General features: G+C 62.4%; 15 protein-coding genes. 5 read left to right on the forward strand and 10 right to left on the reverse strand.

Translation table 11 applies throughout. The features are described 5' to 3' along the window. Positions 1–25 precede the first annotated feature (25 nt). The 4 genes from capB to ACX3YD_RS12290 all read right to left on the reverse strand — a co-directional run bounded on the left by capB (position 26) and on the right by ACX3YD_RS12290 (position 6,497). Entirely contained in the window at positions 26–1,771 is a 1,746-nt protein-coding gene (gene capB / locus ACX3YD_RS12275; RefSeq protein WP_458960084.1) for a caprolactamase subunit beta, read from the reverse strand. A gap of 180 nt (positions 1,772–1,951) precedes the next feature. Next, positions 1,952–3,313: a purine-cytosine permease family protein gene (locus tag ACX3YD_RS12280; protein ID WP_458960085.1), complete on the reverse strand. Its 1,362-nt coding sequence runs from the start codon at positions 3,311–3,313 to the stop codon at positions 1,952–1,954. Positions 3,314–3,480: 167 nt separating this feature from the next. Beyond that, positions 3,481–5,268 (reverse strand): IlvD/Edd family dehydratase, encoded by a 1,788-nt coding sequence (locus ACX3YD_RS12285; RefSeq protein ID WP_047530089.1) that lies wholly within the window; start codon positions 5,266–5,268, stop codon positions 3,481–3,483. A gap of 47 nt (positions 5,269–5,315) precedes the next feature. After that, entirely contained in the window at positions 5,316–6,497 is a 1,182-nt protein-coding gene (locus ACX3YD_RS12290; RefSeq protein ID WP_458960086.1) for a fumarylacetoacetate hydrolase family protein, read from the reverse strand. Between the two features lie 114 nt (positions 6,498–6,611). Between ACX3YD_RS12290 and ACX3YD_RS12295 the strand changes: the two genes are divergently transcribed. From ACX3YD_RS12295 to ACX3YD_RS12315, 5 genes are all read left to right on the forward strand, one after another. Further along, on the forward strand, positions 6,612–7,562 hold the full coding sequence (locus tag ACX3YD_RS12295; protein WP_458960087.1) for a LysR family transcriptional regulator: 951 nt from the start codon (positions 6,612–6,614) through the stop codon (positions 7,560–7,562). A 152-nt stretch (positions 7,563–7,714) separates the two neighbouring features. After that, positions 7,715–9,295 carry an aldehyde dehydrogenase (NADP(+)) gene (locus tag ACX3YD_RS12300; RefSeq protein ID WP_458960088.1) on the forward strand — a complete coding sequence of 527 codons (1,581 nt, stop codon included), beginning with the start codon at positions 7,715–7,717 and terminating at the stop codon, positions 9,293–9,295. Between the two features lie 89 nt (positions 9,296–9,384). Further along, the gene (locus ACX3YD_RS12305) at positions 9,385–10,767 is read left to right on the forward strand and encodes an MFS transporter (protein WP_103404413.1); all 1,383 of its coding nucleotides are present in this window, start codon (positions 9,385–9,387) and stop codon (positions 10,765–10,767) included. Beyond that, positions 10,764–11,504 (forward strand): SDR family oxidoreductase, encoded by a 741-nt coding sequence (locus tag ACX3YD_RS12310; RefSeq protein WP_103404414.1) that lies wholly within the window; start codon positions 10,764–10,766, stop codon positions 11,502–11,504. The genes ACX3YD_RS12305 and ACX3YD_RS12310 overlap by 4 nt, the downstream gene beginning before the upstream one ends. Before the next feature lie 37 nt (positions 11,505–11,541). After that, positions 11,542–12,390 (forward strand): ureidoglycolate lyase, encoded by an 849-nt coding sequence (locus tag ACX3YD_RS12315; protein ID WP_103404415.1) that lies wholly within the window; start codon positions 11,542–11,544, stop codon positions 12,388–12,390. A 132-nt stretch (positions 12,391–12,522) separates the two neighbouring features. On the opposite strand, the gene yghU is transcribed toward ACX3YD_RS12315, so the two are convergent. The 6 genes from yghU to ACX3YD_RS12345 form a co-directional block, all read right to left on the reverse strand. Next, entirely contained in the window at positions 12,523–13,362 is an 840-nt protein-coding gene (yghU, locus tag ACX3YD_RS12320) for a glutathione-dependent disulfide-bond oxidoreductase (RefSeq protein ID WP_130207249.1), read from the reverse strand. Positions 13,363–13,410: 48 nt separating this feature from the next. After that, complete coding sequence (locus ACX3YD_RS12325) at positions 13,411–13,545, reverse strand: DUF1330 domain-containing protein (protein WP_103404416.1); 135 nt, start codon at positions 13,543–13,545, stop codon at positions 13,411–13,413. Between the two features lie 10 nt (positions 13,546–13,555). Continuing rightward, on the reverse strand, positions 13,556–14,323 hold the full coding sequence (locus tag ACX3YD_RS12330) for a metallophosphoesterase (protein ID WP_458960089.1): 768 nt from the start codon (positions 14,321–14,323) through the stop codon (positions 13,556–13,558). A 226-nt stretch (positions 14,324–14,549) separates the two neighbouring features. Then, the gene (locus ACX3YD_RS12335; RefSeq protein WP_207291491.1) at positions 14,550–16,022 is read right to left on the reverse strand and encodes an aldehyde dehydrogenase family protein; all 1,473 of its coding nucleotides are present in this window, start codon (positions 16,020–16,022) and stop codon (positions 14,550–14,552) included. Then, positions 16,015–16,842 carry an ABC transporter permease gene (locus ACX3YD_RS12340; protein ID WP_458960090.1) on the reverse strand — a complete coding sequence of 276 codons (828 nt, stop codon included), beginning with the start codon at positions 16,840–16,842 and terminating at the stop codon, positions 16,015–16,017. Before ACX3YD_RS12340 ends, ACX3YD_RS12335 begins: the two co-directional genes overlap by 8 nt. 1 nt (position 16,843) lies before the next feature. Further along, on the reverse strand, positions 16,844–17,761 hold the full coding sequence (locus tag ACX3YD_RS12345; RefSeq protein WP_090462509.1) for an ABC transporter permease: 918 nt from the start codon (positions 17,759–17,761) through the stop codon (positions 16,844–16,846). Positions 17,762–17,789: the final 28 nt, after the last annotated feature.

The raw sequence follows: 17,789 nt of genomic DNA on the forward strand, positions 1-17,789 counted from the left end.
GATTGCTCAAAGGGGCCGGGCTCGATTAGTGCGCGGTACGGCAGGCGTGGGTCGCGGCGTCATCGACCTGGCCATTGCTGTCGATCACCACGCCGTACTCCAGGCGCGCGCCTTCGCGGGATACAAGGCCGTTGCGCACATCGTTGACGACGCTGGCCACCGGGCGACGCAGCGGATTGCCGTAGCCACCGCCGCCAGGGTTGACGTTGATCACCCGTTCGCCCGGTTGCGCGGTGAGTTGCGCGTTGTAGATGAAGGACTGTTCCTCACCATCGGCCTTGCGGTGGATCAGCCGCCCCAATTTCGGTTCGAGCAAGACGTTATTCGCGCCCGCGGCACCCGATGTCGGCAGTTGCCGACCCTCGCCAAAACCCACCACCGTCATGGCGTGGTTCAGCGGTTCGATTTCGATGCGCGTACCCGAGCCACCGCGAAATTCGCCGGCACCACCGCTGTCGGTCATCAGGCTGTAGCGATGGATGAGGATCGGGTAGGAGTACTCCAGCAATTCGATGTCACCGGACATCAGCGCGCCAAAACAGCACAGCGGACCGCACGCCGGCCAACCGTCCATGGCCTTGTTCGCACCGGCACCGGAGATGATCGACGCGAGCACCATGGTCACGTACTCGTCGTTGCCATTGCGCGGGTCGTGGCCGGCAATGTTGATCCCGCTGGCGTGGCCCCAAGAGGCGGTCACACGGTCGGGAGCGGCTTGTTCCAGGGCCTGGCGCACCGCATCGGCCAGGGTTTCCATCGGCGTGGTGGTGCTGTTGACGTGGGGCGCCGGTTCCTGCGCGTTGCATAGGGTGCCCGGCGGGCCGAGATCGACGGACACGCAGCGGTACAGCCCTTCGTTATACGGCGGCGGCACCTGAGCGAACATCATCAGCCCCAGGTAAACCCCGGACACTGAGTTACCGGCATACGAGTTGATGAAATAGGGCACCTGGGGCGGACTTTCGATGAGGATGTGCGCTTCATCACCACGAATCTCTACCTGCGCGGTGATCGACAGTTCGCCCAGCCCATGGCCCGAGTCTTCCAGCACCGCGGTGCCGGTGTAAAAGCCGTCCGGGACGTCACGCAGCAAGGCACGCATGTGCCGGTCCGCCATGTCCTTCAACTCGGCGATGCACGCGCGCACCTGTTCCACGCCATAGCGATCGAGCAATTCGAGCAAATGCCGTTCGCCGACGTTGCAGGCGCCGTATTGAGCGTTGAGATCGCCTTCCTGATAGGCACGGGCACGCATGTTGGTCAGCAGCAGGTTGATCACGTCCTCACGGCGCTTGCCCCGCGACCATAGTTTCACCGGCGGGATGCGCAAACCTTCGGCGTAGATTTCCTTGGCATCGGGGTTGTAGCCGGCGGGCACCGGGCCGCCGATGTCGGTCAGGTGGCCTTTGCAAACGGCCCAGAACACCAGTTCGCCCTGGTAGAACACCGGTTTGTACATGCAGCAGTCGAGGATGTGGCTGCCCATGTAGGCCGGATCGTTGTGATAGATCACATCGCCTTCTTCGACTTCGTCACCGAAGAAACCGGCGACGCATTTCATCGCCGGAATCAGCGAACCGAGGTGAATCGGGATGTCCTGGCCTTGCAGGATCATTTCCGGAAGGTGGTCAAACAGTGCATTCGAATAGTCGTGAGCCAGGTTGAAAACGCTCGAACGACCGGTTTTCTCAAGGGTGATGGTCATTTCGCGTTGCGCGGTTTCCAGCGCGCCTCGCACGACGGCCAGGGTGATCGGATCTACTGTACTCATGGGTCACCAGAAATCTTGTTGTTATCCAGGTGAAGGTCAGGACGAACGTCTAACCCACGACACCAAACTACCTGCTCGAACCATCGGCTGGCTTGGCGCAAAGCGCACTGGAAGTTGATTGCCCGTGCACTGTTGGTGGGTTTGCGTTTGCCTGAAGACGGTCATTAGTAAACGTAGGGATCAGCCGCAACTGGCGCGCACGAACCAGCTGCGCCTGGCGTTGTTCAGCAGCAGCCAATAGGCGCTGAAGGCGCTGAGGAAGGTCACGGGTGCAGACCAGGTGGCCAGGGCCGCATGGCCACAATTAAGCAGCGCAATACCCAGGGCGGCGGCAAGGAACCACGCCCCGAGCCCACAGGGGTTGAAGGCGCTGACCCTATCCACCTGGTATTCGATCCGGTCCTGGAACAACTGGCTGTAGCGCGGCGAGAAAATGTGCGCCAGAGCAATCGCGACCCAGGCCACCACGAAGATGCTCTGGTACGACAGCGCTTGCAGGATGTAAGCGAAAACGTTCAGGCGCATCAGGGTGTAGACCAGTACGCCGACGGCGATGGCCCAGGCGATGTAAGGCACTTTCGCCAGTCCGATGCCGCCGAAAAAGGCCTGCATGTTGGTGGCCGCCAGGTAGAAGTTCGCCGAGTTGATGCGCGTCTGGCTGATCCAGACAAAGATCAGGCCCCAGATCCCCATCAGCTCGACGATCGCCATCACCACCGACACCTCGCTCAGGCCGCCGGGGGCAGGAATGGTCCCGGCCAGGAAAATCCCGACCAGGCCATTGATCAAAAAGGTGACGGTGTAAAAGGGCAGGCCGAAGTTGAAGCGGGCATGGTAGGTGGCGTCTTCCTTGCGGCCGAAACGTGCGTAGTCCCAGGTGTACATCATCAGGATCCACACGCCCATGAAGTAGCTGAAACAATCCCACCAGCCATTCGCCACCGGGCCGCTCGCCGGTCCCATTTGCAGCCAGGCAGCGCTGTAGCCGTATTGTTCGATGGTCACCACTACCAGCGCGGCCAGACCGATCAGGTAGAAGGGCAGCAACACGCCGTTGAGCTTGTCCATCCAGTTTTGCACGCTGCCGAAAATCAACGGCACGCTGTACAGCACCACCAACAGGTAGGCCTGATTGATCGACAAAGTCGGCACGTACTGTTGAATTGCAATGGCAATCACCGAGCCTTCGAACACGCTGTAATAGGTCGCGGTGGCGAAGAAGATCAAGGTCGCGAGGATCGCGCCCTTGCGCCCGAACAGCACCCGCGAAAACAGCGCGACCGACAGTCCGGTCTTGATCGCATAGCGCGCAATCACGCCATTGATGGCGGCGTAGGTCACGACCGACAACAGCAGGCCGATGATCGCGTTTTGAGTGCCGAAGGTCATTGCCAGGGTGGCGGAAACGACAAGCCAGAACATCGCGCTGCAAATGCCCCACCAGGCCATCGTCAGCGAGGGTTTACTCATGCGGTGTGTGTCGGCGACGGCGGCGACCGAAAAATCGGTGCTGTCGCCCTGTTTCTGAAGGATGGCGGCCATGGTTCTTCTCTTGTTTTTGGATGAAGAACCAGGATGGTAAGAGGCCTTTGGCGCCGAATGATTGCTATTGGCGGCCCTGTCTTTTGTCGTGGAGTGAAGCGCATGGACAGTCACTACGGCCTGCCAACCCGGCCGGCGCCGGGACAGCAGAGCCGTGCTGCGTCCCGTCAGTGCGAATGCCGGGGCTCGCCGCCACTGCGGGCGATGACTCGCAGGTGCAGGGTCGCCGGTTCCAGGCAGCCGCCGGTGGACAGTTGCCCGACCAGTTGGCGGTAAAGCTCCTGCCAGGGGGTTTGCGAGGCGGGGATGTTCGGCGTCCACTCGGCGCGGCGCCGGGCCATTTCGGCTTCATCGACCAGCAGGTTGACCGATCTGGCGTTGAGGTCGACGCGCAGGCGGTCGTTGGTTTTCAGCAACGCCAGGCCGCCACCGACCGCCGCTTCCGGCGACATGTTGAGGATCGACGGGCTGGCGGAAGTGCCGCTCTGGCGACCGTCGCCCAGGCAGGGCAGGGAGTCGATGCCTTGCTTGATCAGTGCCGCCGGCGGAGCCATGTTCACCACTTCGGCACTGCCGGGATAGCCCACGGTGCCAGCGCCACGAATCACCAGGATGCAGCGTTCGTCGATATCCAGCGACGGGTCGTCGATTCGCGCGTGATAGTCCTCCGGCCCTTCGAACACGATGGCCCGCGCTTCGAAGCTGTTTTCCGCGCCGGGTTCGGACAGGTAGGTCTTGCGGAACGCCTCGCCGACCACCGACATCTTCATGATCGCGCTGTCGAAGAAGTTGCCGCTGAGCACGATGAAACCGGCGCGGTGCTTGAGCGGGGTCTCGAAGGGATAGATCACGTCGGCGTTGCTGGTCAGGGTGCCGCTGACGATTTCGCCGATGGTCTTGCCGCTGACCGTGGCGCAGTCTTCGTGCAGTCGCCCGGCTTTTTGCAGTTCATGCATGACCGCCGGAACACCGCCCGCGCGGTGGAAACCTTCGCCCAGGTATTTGCCGGCCGGCATGCAGTTGACCAGCAGCGGCACGTCTTCGCCAATGCGCTGCCAGTCATCCAGGCTCAATTCCACGCCCATGTGCCGGGCGATGGCGATCAAGTGCGGAGGGCAGTTGCTTGAGGCCCCCAGTGCCGAGGCCACGGCGATGGCGTTCTCGAAGGCCTCGCGGGTCATGATCTGTGACGGGCGCACATCCTGCATCACCAGTTCGCAGATGCGCTTGCCGGTGGCATAGGCCATTTGTCCGCGTTCCCGATAGGGCGCCGGAATGCTTGCGCAGCCGGGCAGCGACATGCCCAGGGCTTCGGCCAGCGCATTCATCGACAGGGCGGTGCCCATGGTGTTGCAGTGGCCCACCGAAGGCGATGCTGCGGTGGTCATTTCCATGAAGCCTTCGTAATCGATTTCTCCGGCCGCCATCAGATTGCGTGCGTGCCAGAGCACGGTGCCGGAGCCGATCAGTTCACCCTTGTGGTGACCGTCGAGCATCGGCCCGCCGGACAGGACGATGGAGGGCAGGTCGGTGGTTGCGGCGGCCATCAGGCAGGCGGGGGTGGTTTTGTCGCAACCGGTGGTGAGCACCACGCCGTCCAGTGGGTAGCCGTGGAGGATTTCCACCAGCCCCAGATAGGCCAGGTTACGGTCCAGCGCGGCGGTCGGTCGACGGGATTGCTCGGCGATCGGGTGCACCGGAAACTCCATGGGAATGCCCCCGGCGTCACGAATGCCGGCCTTGACCCGCTGGGCCAGTTCCAGGTGATGGCGGTTGCACGGCGTCAGGTCGCTGCCGGTCTGGGCGATCCCGATGATCGGGCGGCCGGACTGCAACTCTTCACGGGTCATGCCGTAGTTCATGTAGCGTTCGACGTACAGGGCAGTCATGTCCGCGTGGGCAGGGTCGTTGAACCATTGCTCGCTGCGCAGGCGGCGTTTTGGAATGTCACTCATGATCGGGTCTCTCTTGTCATTGGATGAATCGACAATCTGTCGTGGCTTCAGCGCGCGAGCAGTCCTCGGGCTGCCAGGTTACGCAGCAGGGCGTTCACACCAAAGGTCCAGGGCTCGGCGTCACAGCTGTGAGTGACGCGGTTGTGCAGACTGCCGAGCAACGGACTGCTGATGCTGACCCGGTCGCCGAGTTTGTGGGTGAAGCCGCTTCCGGCATGATCGCGATCCTCGGTCGGGGCGAACAGAGTACCGAGAAACAGCAGGAAGCCGTCAGGGTATTGGTGATTGGCGTTGAGGGTCTGGCTGGCCAGGTCCTGCGGGTCGCGGCTGATCTGGTTCATGGAACTCGAGCCCCGCATCCGGTAACCGTCTTCGCCCTGCACCTCGAGGTCGACCACGCAGGCACGCACGTCATCGAGGCTGAAGTGTTCATCGAACAGGCGAATGAACGGCCCGATGGAGCAGGAAGCGTTGTTGTCCTTGGCCTTGCTCAGCAACAGGGCGCTACGGCCTTCGAAATCCCGCAGGTTCACATCGTTGCCCAGGGTCGCGCCATGGATCTGGCCACGGCTGTTCACCGCCAGCACCACTTCCGGTTCCGGGTTGTTCCACTGCGAACCGGGGTGAATGCCGATGCGGCTGCCACTGCCGACGGCGGCGAGTACCGGTGCCTTGGTGAAAATCTCCGCGTCCGGACCGATACCGACTTCAAGGTATTGCGACCACATGCCCTGTTCGATCAGCAAGGCTTTCAAACGCATGGCCTGCTCGGAGCCGGGGACGATCGAACGCAGGTTGTCACCGATGACCCCATGCACGGTGGCGCGAACGGCTTCGGCCTTTGCGGCGTCACCGCCGGCCTGCTCCTCGATCACCCGTTCGATCATGCTGGCGGCGAAGGTGACACCGGCCGCCTTGATCACCTGTAAATCCAGGGGCGGCAGCAGATAAGGCCTGGTCGGATCAGCATCGGGGCCCGTGTTGGCCAGCAGGGCTTCGACACTGGCGATGAAGGTGCCGGGTGTCTGGCGTACGGCCGACAGCGGCGAGTCCGATTCCAGCAAGTCACTCAAGGTCGCGAAACGGTCCGACAGATCGAACACACCGTCCGCGCGCAGGACAATCGGCGATGGCCCGGCAATCTGGCCGGGAACCCAGGCGCGGCCGATCAGAGTACCGGCCACACCGTCGACCGGCAGGGTGTTTTCAGGCGTAAGCAGTAGCGACATGAGGAATCTTCCTGGTTCGTAAAGCCTTCACGCTAGGGCGGCCAGTCGATAAACTCCAATGAGATATATTCAGTATTCGATAACTTCCGGTTATTGCTTCTTCGGGGAATGCCCATGTCAGAACTGTCCTTCTCCAGCGTCTGCGGCTGGCTCAAATTCCGCCATCTGTTGCTGATCGACTCGCTGGGGCGCACGCGCAACATGCACCTGGCGGCGCAGCAGATGAACCTCAGCCAGCCGGCCATCAGCAAGATGCTCAAGGAAATCGAAAGCCTGCTCGGCTTTGCCCTGTTCGAACGCCAGCCGCGGAGCATGCCGCCCACGGCGCTGGGCGAGCATGTGCTGCGTTACGCGCAGATCGCACTGAACGATGCCCGCTCGTTCGTCGAGCAGATCAGCAGTCTGCGCGAGGGCGGTCACGGTCACCTCAAGGTCGGCGGGATTTTTGCCGCCACGGCGGTGGCGCTGCCGGAGGCGATCCTGCAGATCAAGCAACGCTGGCCCTTGCTGTCGATTGAAGTGGTGGAGCAAACCAGTAATCACCTGATGGAAATGCTCGAAGAGAAAAAGCTCGATCTGGCGGTTGCCCGCTTCACCGATCAAAGCCAGCAGCAGCGCTATGATTTCCAGCCACTGGCGCCCGAGCCGTTCTGCATTGTGGTCAACAGCCGTCATCCATTGGCTGACGCTGGCCCGACCTCGTTGCAGCAATTGGTGGATTTGCCCTGGATTCTCTACCCGGTCGGCACGCCGATTCGCGCACGCATGGAGCTGGCCTTCGCCGAAGCCGGGGTAGGGATGCCGAAAAACACCGTCGATACCATTTCCATGCAGACCTTCCTCCAGGTCCTGCAGCGCGGGGCGATGATCGGGATGTTGCCCAATGCCATGGTCAATCCGCTGCTCGACAGCGGACAGTTGAAAACCCTGGATACGCCGTTGCACCTGGTGCCACAGGACTACGGCATCCTCACCCGCAAGGGCGAGCACCTGCTCGGTGCGGCCCTGGAGTTCGCCGAGATCCTCAAGGAAAACGCGCGGCTGGCCAGCGATACGGCCCATTGAAACGTGCCGGCTCCTGCGGGGCTGGCCGTTGCCAAAAAAACGCGATTTTCGATAACGTTTCGTTATCGGTTAATCCAAAAATGCCATTGGGAAAGAATCGGTTCGCGACAGTAGAGTATCGACCAGCTTCCAATCAGGGTCAGGAGACTGTCATGCCCGAACTGTCCGGACACAATTTCATCGCCGGTGGCCGTAGCGCCGCCGGGTCGGTGGTGCTGCACAGCATTGATGCGACCACCGGGCAACCACTGCCCACGGCTTTCATTCAGGCTACGGTTGAGGAAGTGGACGCCGCTGCCTCGGCTGCCGCCCAGGCCAGCCCGATTTACCGCAATCTGTCCGCCGAGCGCCGGGCGCAATTCCTCGAAGCGATCGCCGCTGAACTGGATGCGCTGGGCGATGATTTCGTCGACCTGGTCAGCCAGGAAACCGCGTTGCCAGCGGCCCGTATCCAGGGCGAACGAGCCCGTACCAGCGGTCAGATGCGCCTGTTTGCCCAGGCGTTGCGGCGCGGTGATTTCTACGGCGCCCGTATCGATCTGCCACTTCCGGCACGCCAACCTTTACCGCGCGTCGATCTGCGTCAATGCCGCCTGGGCATCGGCCCGGTGGCGGTGTTCGGCGCCAGTAATTTTCCCTTGGCCTTCTCCACCGCCGGTGGTGATACCGCCGCCGCGCTGGCGGCAGGCTGCCCGGTGGTGTTCAAGGCCCACAGCGGGCATATGGCGACGGCGCAACGGGTCGCCGAAGCGATCATTCGTGCCGCCGAGAAAACCGGGATGCCGGCGGGTGTGTTCAACATGATTTTCGGCGCCGGCGTCGGTGAAGCGCTGGTCAAGCATCCACAGATCCAGGCGGTCGGCTTCACCGGCTCGCTCAAGGGCGGCCGGGCGCTGTGTGACATGGCGGCTGCACGTGCGCAACCGATCCCGGTGTTCGCCGAGATGAGCAGCATCAACCCGGTGCTGGTCCTGCCCGAGGCCCTGCAAGTACGTGGCGAGCGTATCGCCAGCGAGCTGGCCGCGTCGGTGGTGATGGGCGCCGGGCAGTTCTGTACCAACCCCGGCCTGGTCATCGGCATACGCTCTGCGGCATTCACCCGCTTCGTACAGACACTCAGTGCCCTGATGGCCGATCAGCCGGCGCAAACCATGCTCAACGCCGGCGGCCTGCGCAGTTATGTGCACGGTTGCGAAACCTTGCTCGCGCATCCGCAGATCACCCATCTGGCCGGGCAGGCGCAGGCAGGCAATCAAGCCCGGGCGCAATTGTTCCAGGCGGACGTCAACCTGTTGCTGACGGGCAACGAATTGCTCCAGGAAGAAATCTTCGGCCCGGCCACCGTGGTGGTTGAGGTGGCTGACCGGACTGAGCTATTGGCGGCCCTGCAAGGGTTGCGCGGGCAACTGACCGCCACCCTGATCGGTGAACCGGCGGAGCTGGAACAATCTGTCGACCTGGTGGCCGTACTCGAACAGAAGGTCGGTCGCGTGCTGGTCAACGGGTATCCCACCGGCGTGGAAGTTTGCGATGCCATGGTTCACGGCGGCCCCTGGCCGGCGACTTCCGACGCCCGTGGCACCTCGGTGGGCACCCTGGCCATCGACCGCTTCCTGCGCCCGGTGTGCTACCAGAACTTCCCCGATGCCTTGCTCCCCGAGGCGCTCAAAAATCGCAATCCACTGGGGCTGACGCGCCTGGTCAACGGAGAGAAAACCACCCAGGCGCTGTAGCCGGCATCACCGCCGAGTGAACCGCTCACTCGGCGTAACCCATTCGATAAAAACAATCAGGCATGTCCACATGCCCAGGGGTTACCTCCATGCAAACCATATCCGAGCATTTGCCCGCGCAGGCGCACGCCAGCGAACAAGACTTTGAAGACCGGACCTACCGCAAGGTCATCTGGCGCATCCTTCCCGTCCTGCTCCTGTGCTACATGGCCGCGTACCTGGACCGGGTCAACATCGGCTTCGCCAAGCTCGACATGCTCAACGAGCTGCAATTCAGCAACACCGTCTACGCCTTGGGCGCCAGTATGTTCTTCTGGGGCTATTTCCTGTTTGAAGTACCGAGCAACCTGTTGCTGCATCGCTACGGCGCACGCTTCTGGATCGCCCGGATCATGTTGACCTGGGCCGTGATCTCCATGGCCGTGGCATTCACCGTGCCGCTGGCGGGCGTGTTCCACATCGAATCGAGCACGATGTTCTACGTGCTGCGCTTCCTGTTGGGCATTTGCGAAGCGGGCTTCTTCCCCGGGGTGATTCTGTACCTCAACTACTGGTTTCCGACGCACCGCCAGAGCCGCGTGATGTCCGGGTTCCTGATGGCCATGCCGATCAGCCTGACCCTGGGCGGAATACTGTCCGGTTGGTTGATGAACAGCATGCAAGGCGTGCACGGCATGTCCGGCTGGCAGTGGATGCTGATCATCGAGGGCATTCCTTCGATCATCATGGCGTTCGTCGTGATCGTCTGCCTGGCGAACAACATCGACTCCGCCAAATGGTTGTCCGCGGCGGAAAAGGCCTTGCTCAAGGCCAATCTGCACACCGATAACCAGGGCAAGGCTTCACGCCTGAGCGAAGTGTTCTTCAATCCACGGGTGTGGTTGCTGGTACTGATCCTGCTGACCTTCAACACCGGCTTTTACGGCCTGGCGTTCTGGATGCCCTCGATCATCAAGAGCACCGGTATCACCAACAGCTTGCACATCGGTTTGCTGACTGCCATTCCTTACGCGGTGGCCGTGGTCGCGATGCTGCTCAACGCGCGGCACTCCAACCGTACCGGAGAGCGACGCATGCACGCGGCGATTCCGGCGTTCATCGGTGGCCTGGGGCTGATGCTCAGCGCCTATTTCGCCGACAACCTGGTGCTGTCCGTGCTGTTCCTTAGCGTATCCGCCTCGGGGATTCTCAGCCTGATGCCGATTTACTGGACCCTGCCGGGGACAGTCCTGTCCGGCGTCGCCGCAGCGGCTGGTATCGGCATGATCAACGCCTTCGGCAACCTGTCCGGCTTCACCGGTTCGATGATCACCGCCGTGGCGGAAAACCTCACTGGTAATATCAACAACGGCACTTACGTATTGGCGCTGTGCCTGTTCGTCAGCGGTGGGCTGATCCTGGCCATTCCCGCCTCAATGCTCGGCCGGTCCCCGAAAGTCGCCATCGCCACTGCCAAACTGGAAACAGCATGAACATGCAACACAAGCGGGTGCTGGTCACGGCGGCCGGGCAGGGTATCGGCATGGCCAGCGCCATCGCCTTTGCCCGGGCCGGTGCCGAGGTGTTTGCCAGTGATATCGATATCCGCGCGCTGGAGGGCGTCGAAGGCATCACCGCCCTTACGCTGGACGTGACGTCGGCGAGCGCCATCAGCCAGGCCTGTGAACGTATCGGTGGCCTGGATGTGCTGTTCAACTGCGCTGGCTACGTGCACAGCGGCAACATCCTCGAGTGCGATGAAGCGGCCTGGGCGCGTTCGATGGACATCAATGTCACCGCCATGTACCGGATGATCCGCGCGTTTCTGCCGGGCATGCTGGCGCGTGGCGGCGGCTCGATCATCAACATGTCGTCGGTGGTGTCCAGCATCAAGGGCGTGCCCAACCGGTTCGCCTATGCTGCCAGCAAGGCGGCGGTGGTGGGGCTGACCAAGGCCGTCGCGGCGGACTTCATCGGCCAGGGCATTCGCTGCAACGCGATCTGCCCCGGCACCGTGGAGTCTCCGTCACTGCGCCAGCGTATCTCGGCCCAGGCAGCACAACAGGGCGTCGACGAAGCCCGGGTCTACCAGCAATTCCTCGACCGCCAGCCGATGGGGCGTATCGGCAGCCCCGAGGAAATTGCCCGATTGGCCTTGTACCTGGGCAGCGACGCGTCCAGCTACACCACCGGTGGTGTGCATGTCATCGATGGCGGCATGAGCATCTGAAACCGGTCTGTATTTTTCGATCAAGCAGGAGAACCCCATGAAACTGTTGCGTTATGGCGAAAAAGGTTCGGAGAAACCCGGCCTGCTGGATGCCGACAATCGGCTCCGCGACCTCTCGGGCCATGTGCCGGATATCGCCGGACAGGTCCTGTACCCGGACAGCCTGGCGGCGCTTGCGGCCATCGACCCGCTAAGCTTGCCCCTCGTTGAAGGGCAGCCACGGATCGGTGCCTGTGTCGGGCAGGTCGGTAAATTTATCTGCATCGGTTTGAACTACGCCGACCATGCGGCCGAGTCGAACATGGAAGTGCCGAAAGAGCCGATCATCTTCAGCAAATGGACCAGTGCCATCGGCGGCCCGAATGACAACATCGAGATCCCGCGCGGCTCGCTCAAGACCGATTGGGAAGTCGAACTCGGCGTAGTCATCGGCAAAGGCGGGCGCTGCATCGACGAGGCGAACGCCATGGAGCACGTCGCCGGTTATTGCGTCATCAACGACGTGTCGGAACGCGAGTGGCAACTGGAGCGCGGCGGCACCTGGGACAAGGGCAAAGGCTTCGACACCTTCGGCCCGCTCGGCCCGTGGCTGGTGACCCGCGATGAAGTCGCCGACCCCCATGTGCTGGACCTGTGGCTGGAGGTCGACGGCCACCGCTACCAGCAAGGCAATACGCGGACATTGATCTTCACTGTGCCACAGCTGATTGCCTACCTCAGTCGTTGCATGAGCCTGCAACCTGGCGATGTGATTTCCACCGGCACACCGCCTGGCGTGGGCCTGGGGATCAAGCCTGCCCCTGTCTTCCTGCGCCCCGGCCAGACCATTCGCCTGGGCATTACCGGCCTGGGTGAGCAGCACCAGGTCACCGTGCAGGCGGATTGATCGGGACGCTGGCCTTGATTCCGGAACGACCGCCTCTTCCGTGGCGTAATGGTCATGTCGTTGGCAAGCGTCCCAGCCGACCTTGCCGCCGACTGGGACGCTGCTGCTTGAGGCGGTGGCTAGCGAGCGCGGTTAATTCAGATCTTCGGCCTGATGCCGTTCAGGCACCTGACTCGCCTCATCCCCCCACGTCCGGTTGACACGCTGACCCCGAATGACCGCCGGCCGGTTGGCAATCTCCTCGGCCCAGCGTTGCACATGGGTGTACTCATGCGCAGACAAAAACTCGGCAGCCGAGTACACCTTGTCCCGCACCAACTGGCCGTACCAGGGCCAGACCGCGATATCGGCGATGGTATAGCGGTCACCGGCCAGGTACGGGCTTTGGGCAAGACGGCGGTCGAGGACGTCCAGCTGACGCTTGGCTTCCATGGCGAAACGGTTGATCGGGTACTCGAACTTCTCCGGCGCATAGGCGTAAAAGTGCCCGAACCCGCCACCCAGGTAGGGCGCCGCACCCATCTGCCAGAACAGCCAGTTCAGGGTTTCGGTGCGCCCTGCGGGATCGGTGGGCAGGAAGGCGCCGAACTTTTCCGCCAGGTAAAGCAGGATCGAACCGGACTCGAAGACACGGATCGGCGGCTCGACGCTGCGGTCCAGCAGCGCCGGAATCTTCGAGTTCGGATTGATCTCGACGAAGCCGCTGGAGAACTGATCACCCTCGCCGATGCGGATCAGCCAGGCGTCGTACTCGGCGCCGGTTTTGCCCAGCGCCAGCAGTTCCTCAAGCAGGATGGTCACCTTCACGCCATTGGGCGTGGCCAGTGAATAAAGCTGCAGGGGATGCTTGCCGATCGGCAACGCCTTGTCATGGGTCGGGCCCGCAGTTGGGCGGTTGATGCTGGCGAACTGGCCGCCGGACGGGGCGTCGTTTATCCAGACCTTGGGTGGGACGTAGGGCTTATTGCTCACGAGATGGACCCCCATAGTGTGTTTGCTGTGATCACGTGGTTCTTGGACTCAATACCACCCGGGTGGGGCGGTCAAGCCGATACTGCGCGCGTCCTGATAGACAGGGCTGTTGTACCACGCGCGTGCGGCGGCCATGGCGGGAAAGCAGCTGAATGTCGAATAGGGACGACCCTCAGCGCGCATGATTGACGCGTCAGGTATCGAGCTCAATCACACAGGCATCATCAAAGTCCGGGTTTTCATTGATGCCATTTTTTGCGTAGCCCCGGGCATTGCAAATGACGCGGGTGTTGCCCACTCGATAATCAAAGCTCCCGTGGGTGTGGCCATGCAACCAAAGCGCCGGCTGCCAGTCCTTGATCCGCTGTTCGAGGTCTGAAACAAAACTCGAATTGATCGGTGAATTCGCGAAGGCCGGGCTGATGCTCGAGCGTGTCGGCGCGAAATGGGAAACCACCACCGTGGGAAGGGCGCTGTCGCGGCTGAAGCATTCATCCAGCCAGGCGACGGTCTGCAGGAACATCAACTGGGAGATGGCCGGCGTGAACAGGTCGGGAAAATCGGGGGAGATTTTGATGTGGCTGAAGTCCCGGATGAGCGCCGTCGCCAGGTCTACGCCCTGGGCCCGGTCTTGTGCGTCATCGAACAAACGATAGTCAGACCACAAGGTGCAGCCCAAAAACCGTACGCCGTCGTGGACATACTCCGAGCGCTCCAATACGTGAATCCCTGTGCCTTGGGACAACCGTTTCAACTGCTCGCAGGTGGAGGTCAGGTCGCTGCCATAAAACTCATGATTGCCGGCTACGTACACGATCGGAGCAGGACAGGCTTTGGCCCACTCGATGGCGGCGGTCGGCCGGGCGATGTCTCCGGCGAGCACGACAATATCGGCATCCACGACGGGAAAAGGGATCGCGTTGACGGACAAGTGGACATCGGACAGCAAAGCAATGCGCATTGATCAACTCCGTCGTGTATTGAAGGGCGTTTCATCTTAACCCTTCACGACGAGTGTGGGAGCGAGACTGTTCGCAATGGCGGCCTGGCGGTCGACAGTTTTGTGGGCGGTGCCGACGTCATCGCGGGCAAGCCAGCGCCCACAGGGACCGTGAGCGACCTCGGTTTTTGAGGTCGCTGAAGCTCACATTGTGGAAGCAAGCCTGCTCGCGAAGCGGTCGGTCTGTTTACTTCAAATACCAGCCCCAGGGTTGCTCGCTGACGTACTCGGTGACCTGCTTGACCTCCAGATAATTGTGCAAGCCCCATTCCCCCAGCTCACGGCCGATCCCGCTGTGTTTCATGCCGCCCCACGGCGCTTCGACGAAGGTCGGTTGCGAGCAGTTGACCCAGACAATCCCGGCGCGCAACTGGTTGGCCACCCGTGCGCTGCGTTGCAGGTCGGCGCTCATCACCGCAGCGGCGAGGCCGAAGCGGCTGGCGTTGGCCATTTGCACGGCTTGTTCTTCGGTGTTGAAGCGCTTGATGCACAGCACCGGGCCGAAGACTTCTTCGCGCCAGAGAATGCTGCTGTGTCCCGGTTCGTCGAAGATCGCCGGCTCGATGAAGTAACCCTCTGGCAAATGCGCTGGCCGGCGGCCGCCGGTGAGCAGGCGCGCACCGCTGGCCAGGCCCTGATCGATAAAACCGAGCACCTTGTCGTACTGGCCCTGACTGACCAGAGGCCCCAGCAGCACGCCCGGCTCCAGGCCCGGGCCGATGGTGATCTTGCGGGTTTCTTCCACCAGTCGTTCAATCAAACGCGGGGCGATGCTGTCCTGCACCAACAGGCGCGAGGTGGCGCTGCACACCTGGCCCTGGTTCCAGAAGATCCCGAACAGAATCCACTCCACGGCAGCTTCGACATCCGCGTCGTCGAACACGATGAACGCCGACTTGCCGCCCAGTTCCAGGCTGATGTTCTTAATGTCACGGGCCGCGGCCGACATGATTTTCGCGCCCGTGGGCACGCTGCCGGTGAAGGCCAGTTTGTCCACGCCGGGGTGCTCGGTCAGCGGGCTGCCAGCCTCGGCGCCGAGCCCGGTGACCACGTTGAGCACGCCCGCCGGCAGGCCGATGCGGTCAGCGGCGGCGGCCAGCTCCAGCGCTGTCAATGGCGTCAGCTCGGACGGCTTCAACACCACCGTGGCGCCCGCCGCCAGGGCTGGAGCCACTTTCCAGGCGGCCATCAGCAGCGGGTAGTTCCAAGGGATGATCTGCCCGGCCACGCCAATCGGCTCGTGGCGGATACGGCAGCGGAAACGGGCGTCCGGCAATGCCAGGGGCTGGTCCTGCTGTTCGTCGAGTTCACGGGCCAGGCCGGCGTAATAGCGAAAACAGCCAATCGCATCGCCGATGTCCCACTGCGCTTCGGGCAAGGGTTTGCCGTTGTCGCGCACCTCCAGTTCCGCCAGCGCGGACTGGCCGTTTTCCAGTTCATCGGCCAGGGCCTCCAGCCACTGCGCGCGCTCGGCGCCGGTGGTTTGGCTCCAGCCATTGTCGAAGGCGCGCCTGGCGGCGCGCACGGCATGGTCGACGTCCTCTTCGGTGCCGGCCGCCACCCGGTGGAATACTTGTTCGGTGGCCGGGTCGACGACCTCCAGATAGCCGCCCAGGTCCGGGCTGACCCACTCGCCGTTGATGTATAGCTGATCACGCATGGTGCGACTCCTGAACGCCGGTCTGGCGGTTTTGCAGAGAGCGGGAAGTGAATAACAGTGCCAGCGACACGCAGATGATCACCGTCGAGATCGCGTTGATCTCTGGCGTCACACCGCGGCGGATGGACGAGAAAATGTAGATCGGTAAGGTCGTCTCGGAACCGGCGACGAAGAAGGCGATGATGAAGTCGTCGAAGCTGAAGGTGAACGCCAGCAGGAACCCGGCCATGATCGCGGGGCTGATCTGCGGCAGGGTCACCCGCCAGAAGGTTTGCATGGGTGGGGCGTAGAGGTCGGCCGAGGCTTCCAGCAACGCCTTGTCCAGCGAGTCGACACGGCTGCGCACAATTACCATGACCAGCGCCATGGTGAACAGCGAGTGCGCGGCGATCACGGTGAAGAACCCCATGTTCAACCGTGGCACGCTGGGCATCCAGCTCGCCAGCAGCGGGTTGATCAGGTCGAACAGGCTGATGAAGGCGATCAGCGTGGAGATGCCGATGACGATGCCCGGGACAATGATCGCGCAGTAGGTCAGGGCATCGAACAGCAGGCGAACCTTGCGTCCGGCGCGCTGCAGGCCGAACACCGCGAGGGTGCCGAACAGCGTCGCCAGCACCGCCGAACACAAGGCAATGAAGGCGCTGTGACCGAGGGCTTCCATGATGAACGGGTTGTCGAAGGCGCGGCCAAACCATTGCACCGAGCAGCACTCGAAGGCCAGGCCACTGCGCCCGGCGTTGAAGCTGAACAGGATGATCAGGGCGATCGGCGCGTAGAGAAACAGGTACAGCGAAGTCGAATAGCTGCGCAGCCACATGTCACAGGCCTCCGTCGGCAGGGCGGCCGCCATAGCGCGCCACGAGCTTCAAATACAGGCCGATGATCAGCAACATCATCGCCACCAGGGTCATCGCCAGCGCACTGCCGAAGGGCCAGTTGCGTGACTGAAGGAACAGGTCGACCAGCGCGTTGCCGACAAAGAACACCTTGCCGCCACCGAGAATGGCCGGGATCAGGAACTCACCCATCAGCAGGATAAACACCAGCATCACCCCGGTGATGATCCCCGGTGCCGAGAGGGGCAGGGTGATCCTGCGAAAGCTCTCGAAGGCACTGGCACCCAGGTCCGCCGACGCTTCGAGCAGGCGCTTGTCGAGTTTTTCCAGGCTGACGTAGATCGGGAACACCATCAGCGGCAGGTAGCCATAGACGATGCCGATCAGCACGGCCCAGGGCGTGTTGATCAGCCGCACGTCTTCCAGGCCAAGGCTGGCCAGCAACGCCGGAATGCCCTTGCCGCTGAGGATGAAAATCCACGCGTAGGTGCGGATCAGGAAACTGGTCCAGAACGGCACGATCACCAGGGTCAGCAACAGCGAACGGTTTTTGCTGACCTTGACGGCGAGGAAGTACGCCAGCGGGTAGGCCGCCACCAGGCACACCAGGGTGCCCAGTGGCGCCAACACCAGCGTGTTGCCGAACGCCGCCGCCCGCGAACCGAGGTTCAGGTAGTTGGCCAGCGTGAAGCCCCCGGCATACCCGCCCACGGCGCTGCGCTCGCCGAAACTGAAGACCAGGATGATCACCAGCGGCATCAGTAACAGCAGCAGGAACCACAGGGTCGAAGGCAAGAGCATCAGCAGGGTGATCCGCCGGCCGAGGCTGCGCCGTGGGCGCACCTCGACTGACAGGGCACTGCCCGGCTGCACCGTTTGCGGGTGGGCGGCGGCATTCATGGGCGACTCCTCGTTAGCCATGGCAAGT

This window comes from Pseudomonas fluorescens group sp. PF-1 (assembly GCF_054481335.1).

Coding starts and splice junctions, on each gene's coding strand:
- ACX3YD_RS12340 (WP_458960090.1), bottom strand. CDS start 16,842: ATGTGGCTGCGCAGCTATTCGACTTCGCTGTACCTGTTTCTCTACGCG.
- capB (WP_458960084.1), bottom strand. CDS start 1,771: ATGAGTACAGTAGATCCGATCACCCTGGCCGTCGTGCGAGGCGCGCTG.
- ACX3YD_RS12280 (WP_458960085.1), bottom strand. CDS start 3,313: ATGGCCGCCATCCTTCAGAAACAGGGCGACAGCACCGATTTTTCGGTC.
- ACX3YD_RS12330 (WP_458960089.1), bottom strand. CDS start 14,323: ATGCGCATTGCTTTGCTGTCCGATGTCCACTTGTCCGTCAACGCGATC.
- ACX3YD_RS12345 (WP_090462509.1), bottom strand. CDS start 17,761: ATGAATGCCGCCGCCCACCCGCAAACGGTGCAGCCGGGCAGTGCCCTG.
- ACX3YD_RS12305 (WP_103404413.1), top strand. CDS start 9,385: ATGCAAACCATATCCGAGCATTTGCCCGCGCAGGCGCACGCCAGCGAA.
- ACX3YD_RS12285 (WP_047530089.1), bottom strand. CDS start 5,268: ATGAGTGACATTCCAAAACGCCGCCTGCGCAGCGAGCAATGGTTCAAC.
- ACX3YD_RS12325 (WP_103404416.1), bottom strand. CDS start 13,545: ATGCGCGCTGAGGGTCGTCCCTATTCGACATTCAGCTGCTTTCCCGCC.
- ACX3YD_RS12295 (WP_458960087.1), top strand. CDS start 6,612: ATGTCAGAACTGTCCTTCTCCAGCGTCTGCGGCTGGCTCAAATTCCGC.
- ACX3YD_RS12290 (WP_458960086.1), bottom strand. CDS start 6,497: ATGTCGCTACTGCTTACGCCTGAAAACACCCTGCCGGTCGACGGTGTG.
- ACX3YD_RS12315 (WP_103404415.1), top strand. CDS start 11,542: ATGAAACTGTTGCGTTATGGCGAAAAAGGTTCGGAGAAACCCGGCCTG.
- ACX3YD_RS12335 (WP_207291491.1), bottom strand. CDS start 16,022: ATGCGTGATCAGCTATACATCAACGGCGAGTGGGTCAGCCCGGACCTG.
- ACX3YD_RS12310 (WP_103404414.1), top strand. CDS start 10,764: ATGAACATGCAACACAAGCGGGTGCTGGTCACGGCGGCCGGGCAGGGT.
- ACX3YD_RS12300 (WP_458960088.1), top strand. CDS start 7,715: ATGCCCGAACTGTCCGGACACAATTTCATCGCCGGTGGCCGTAGCGCC.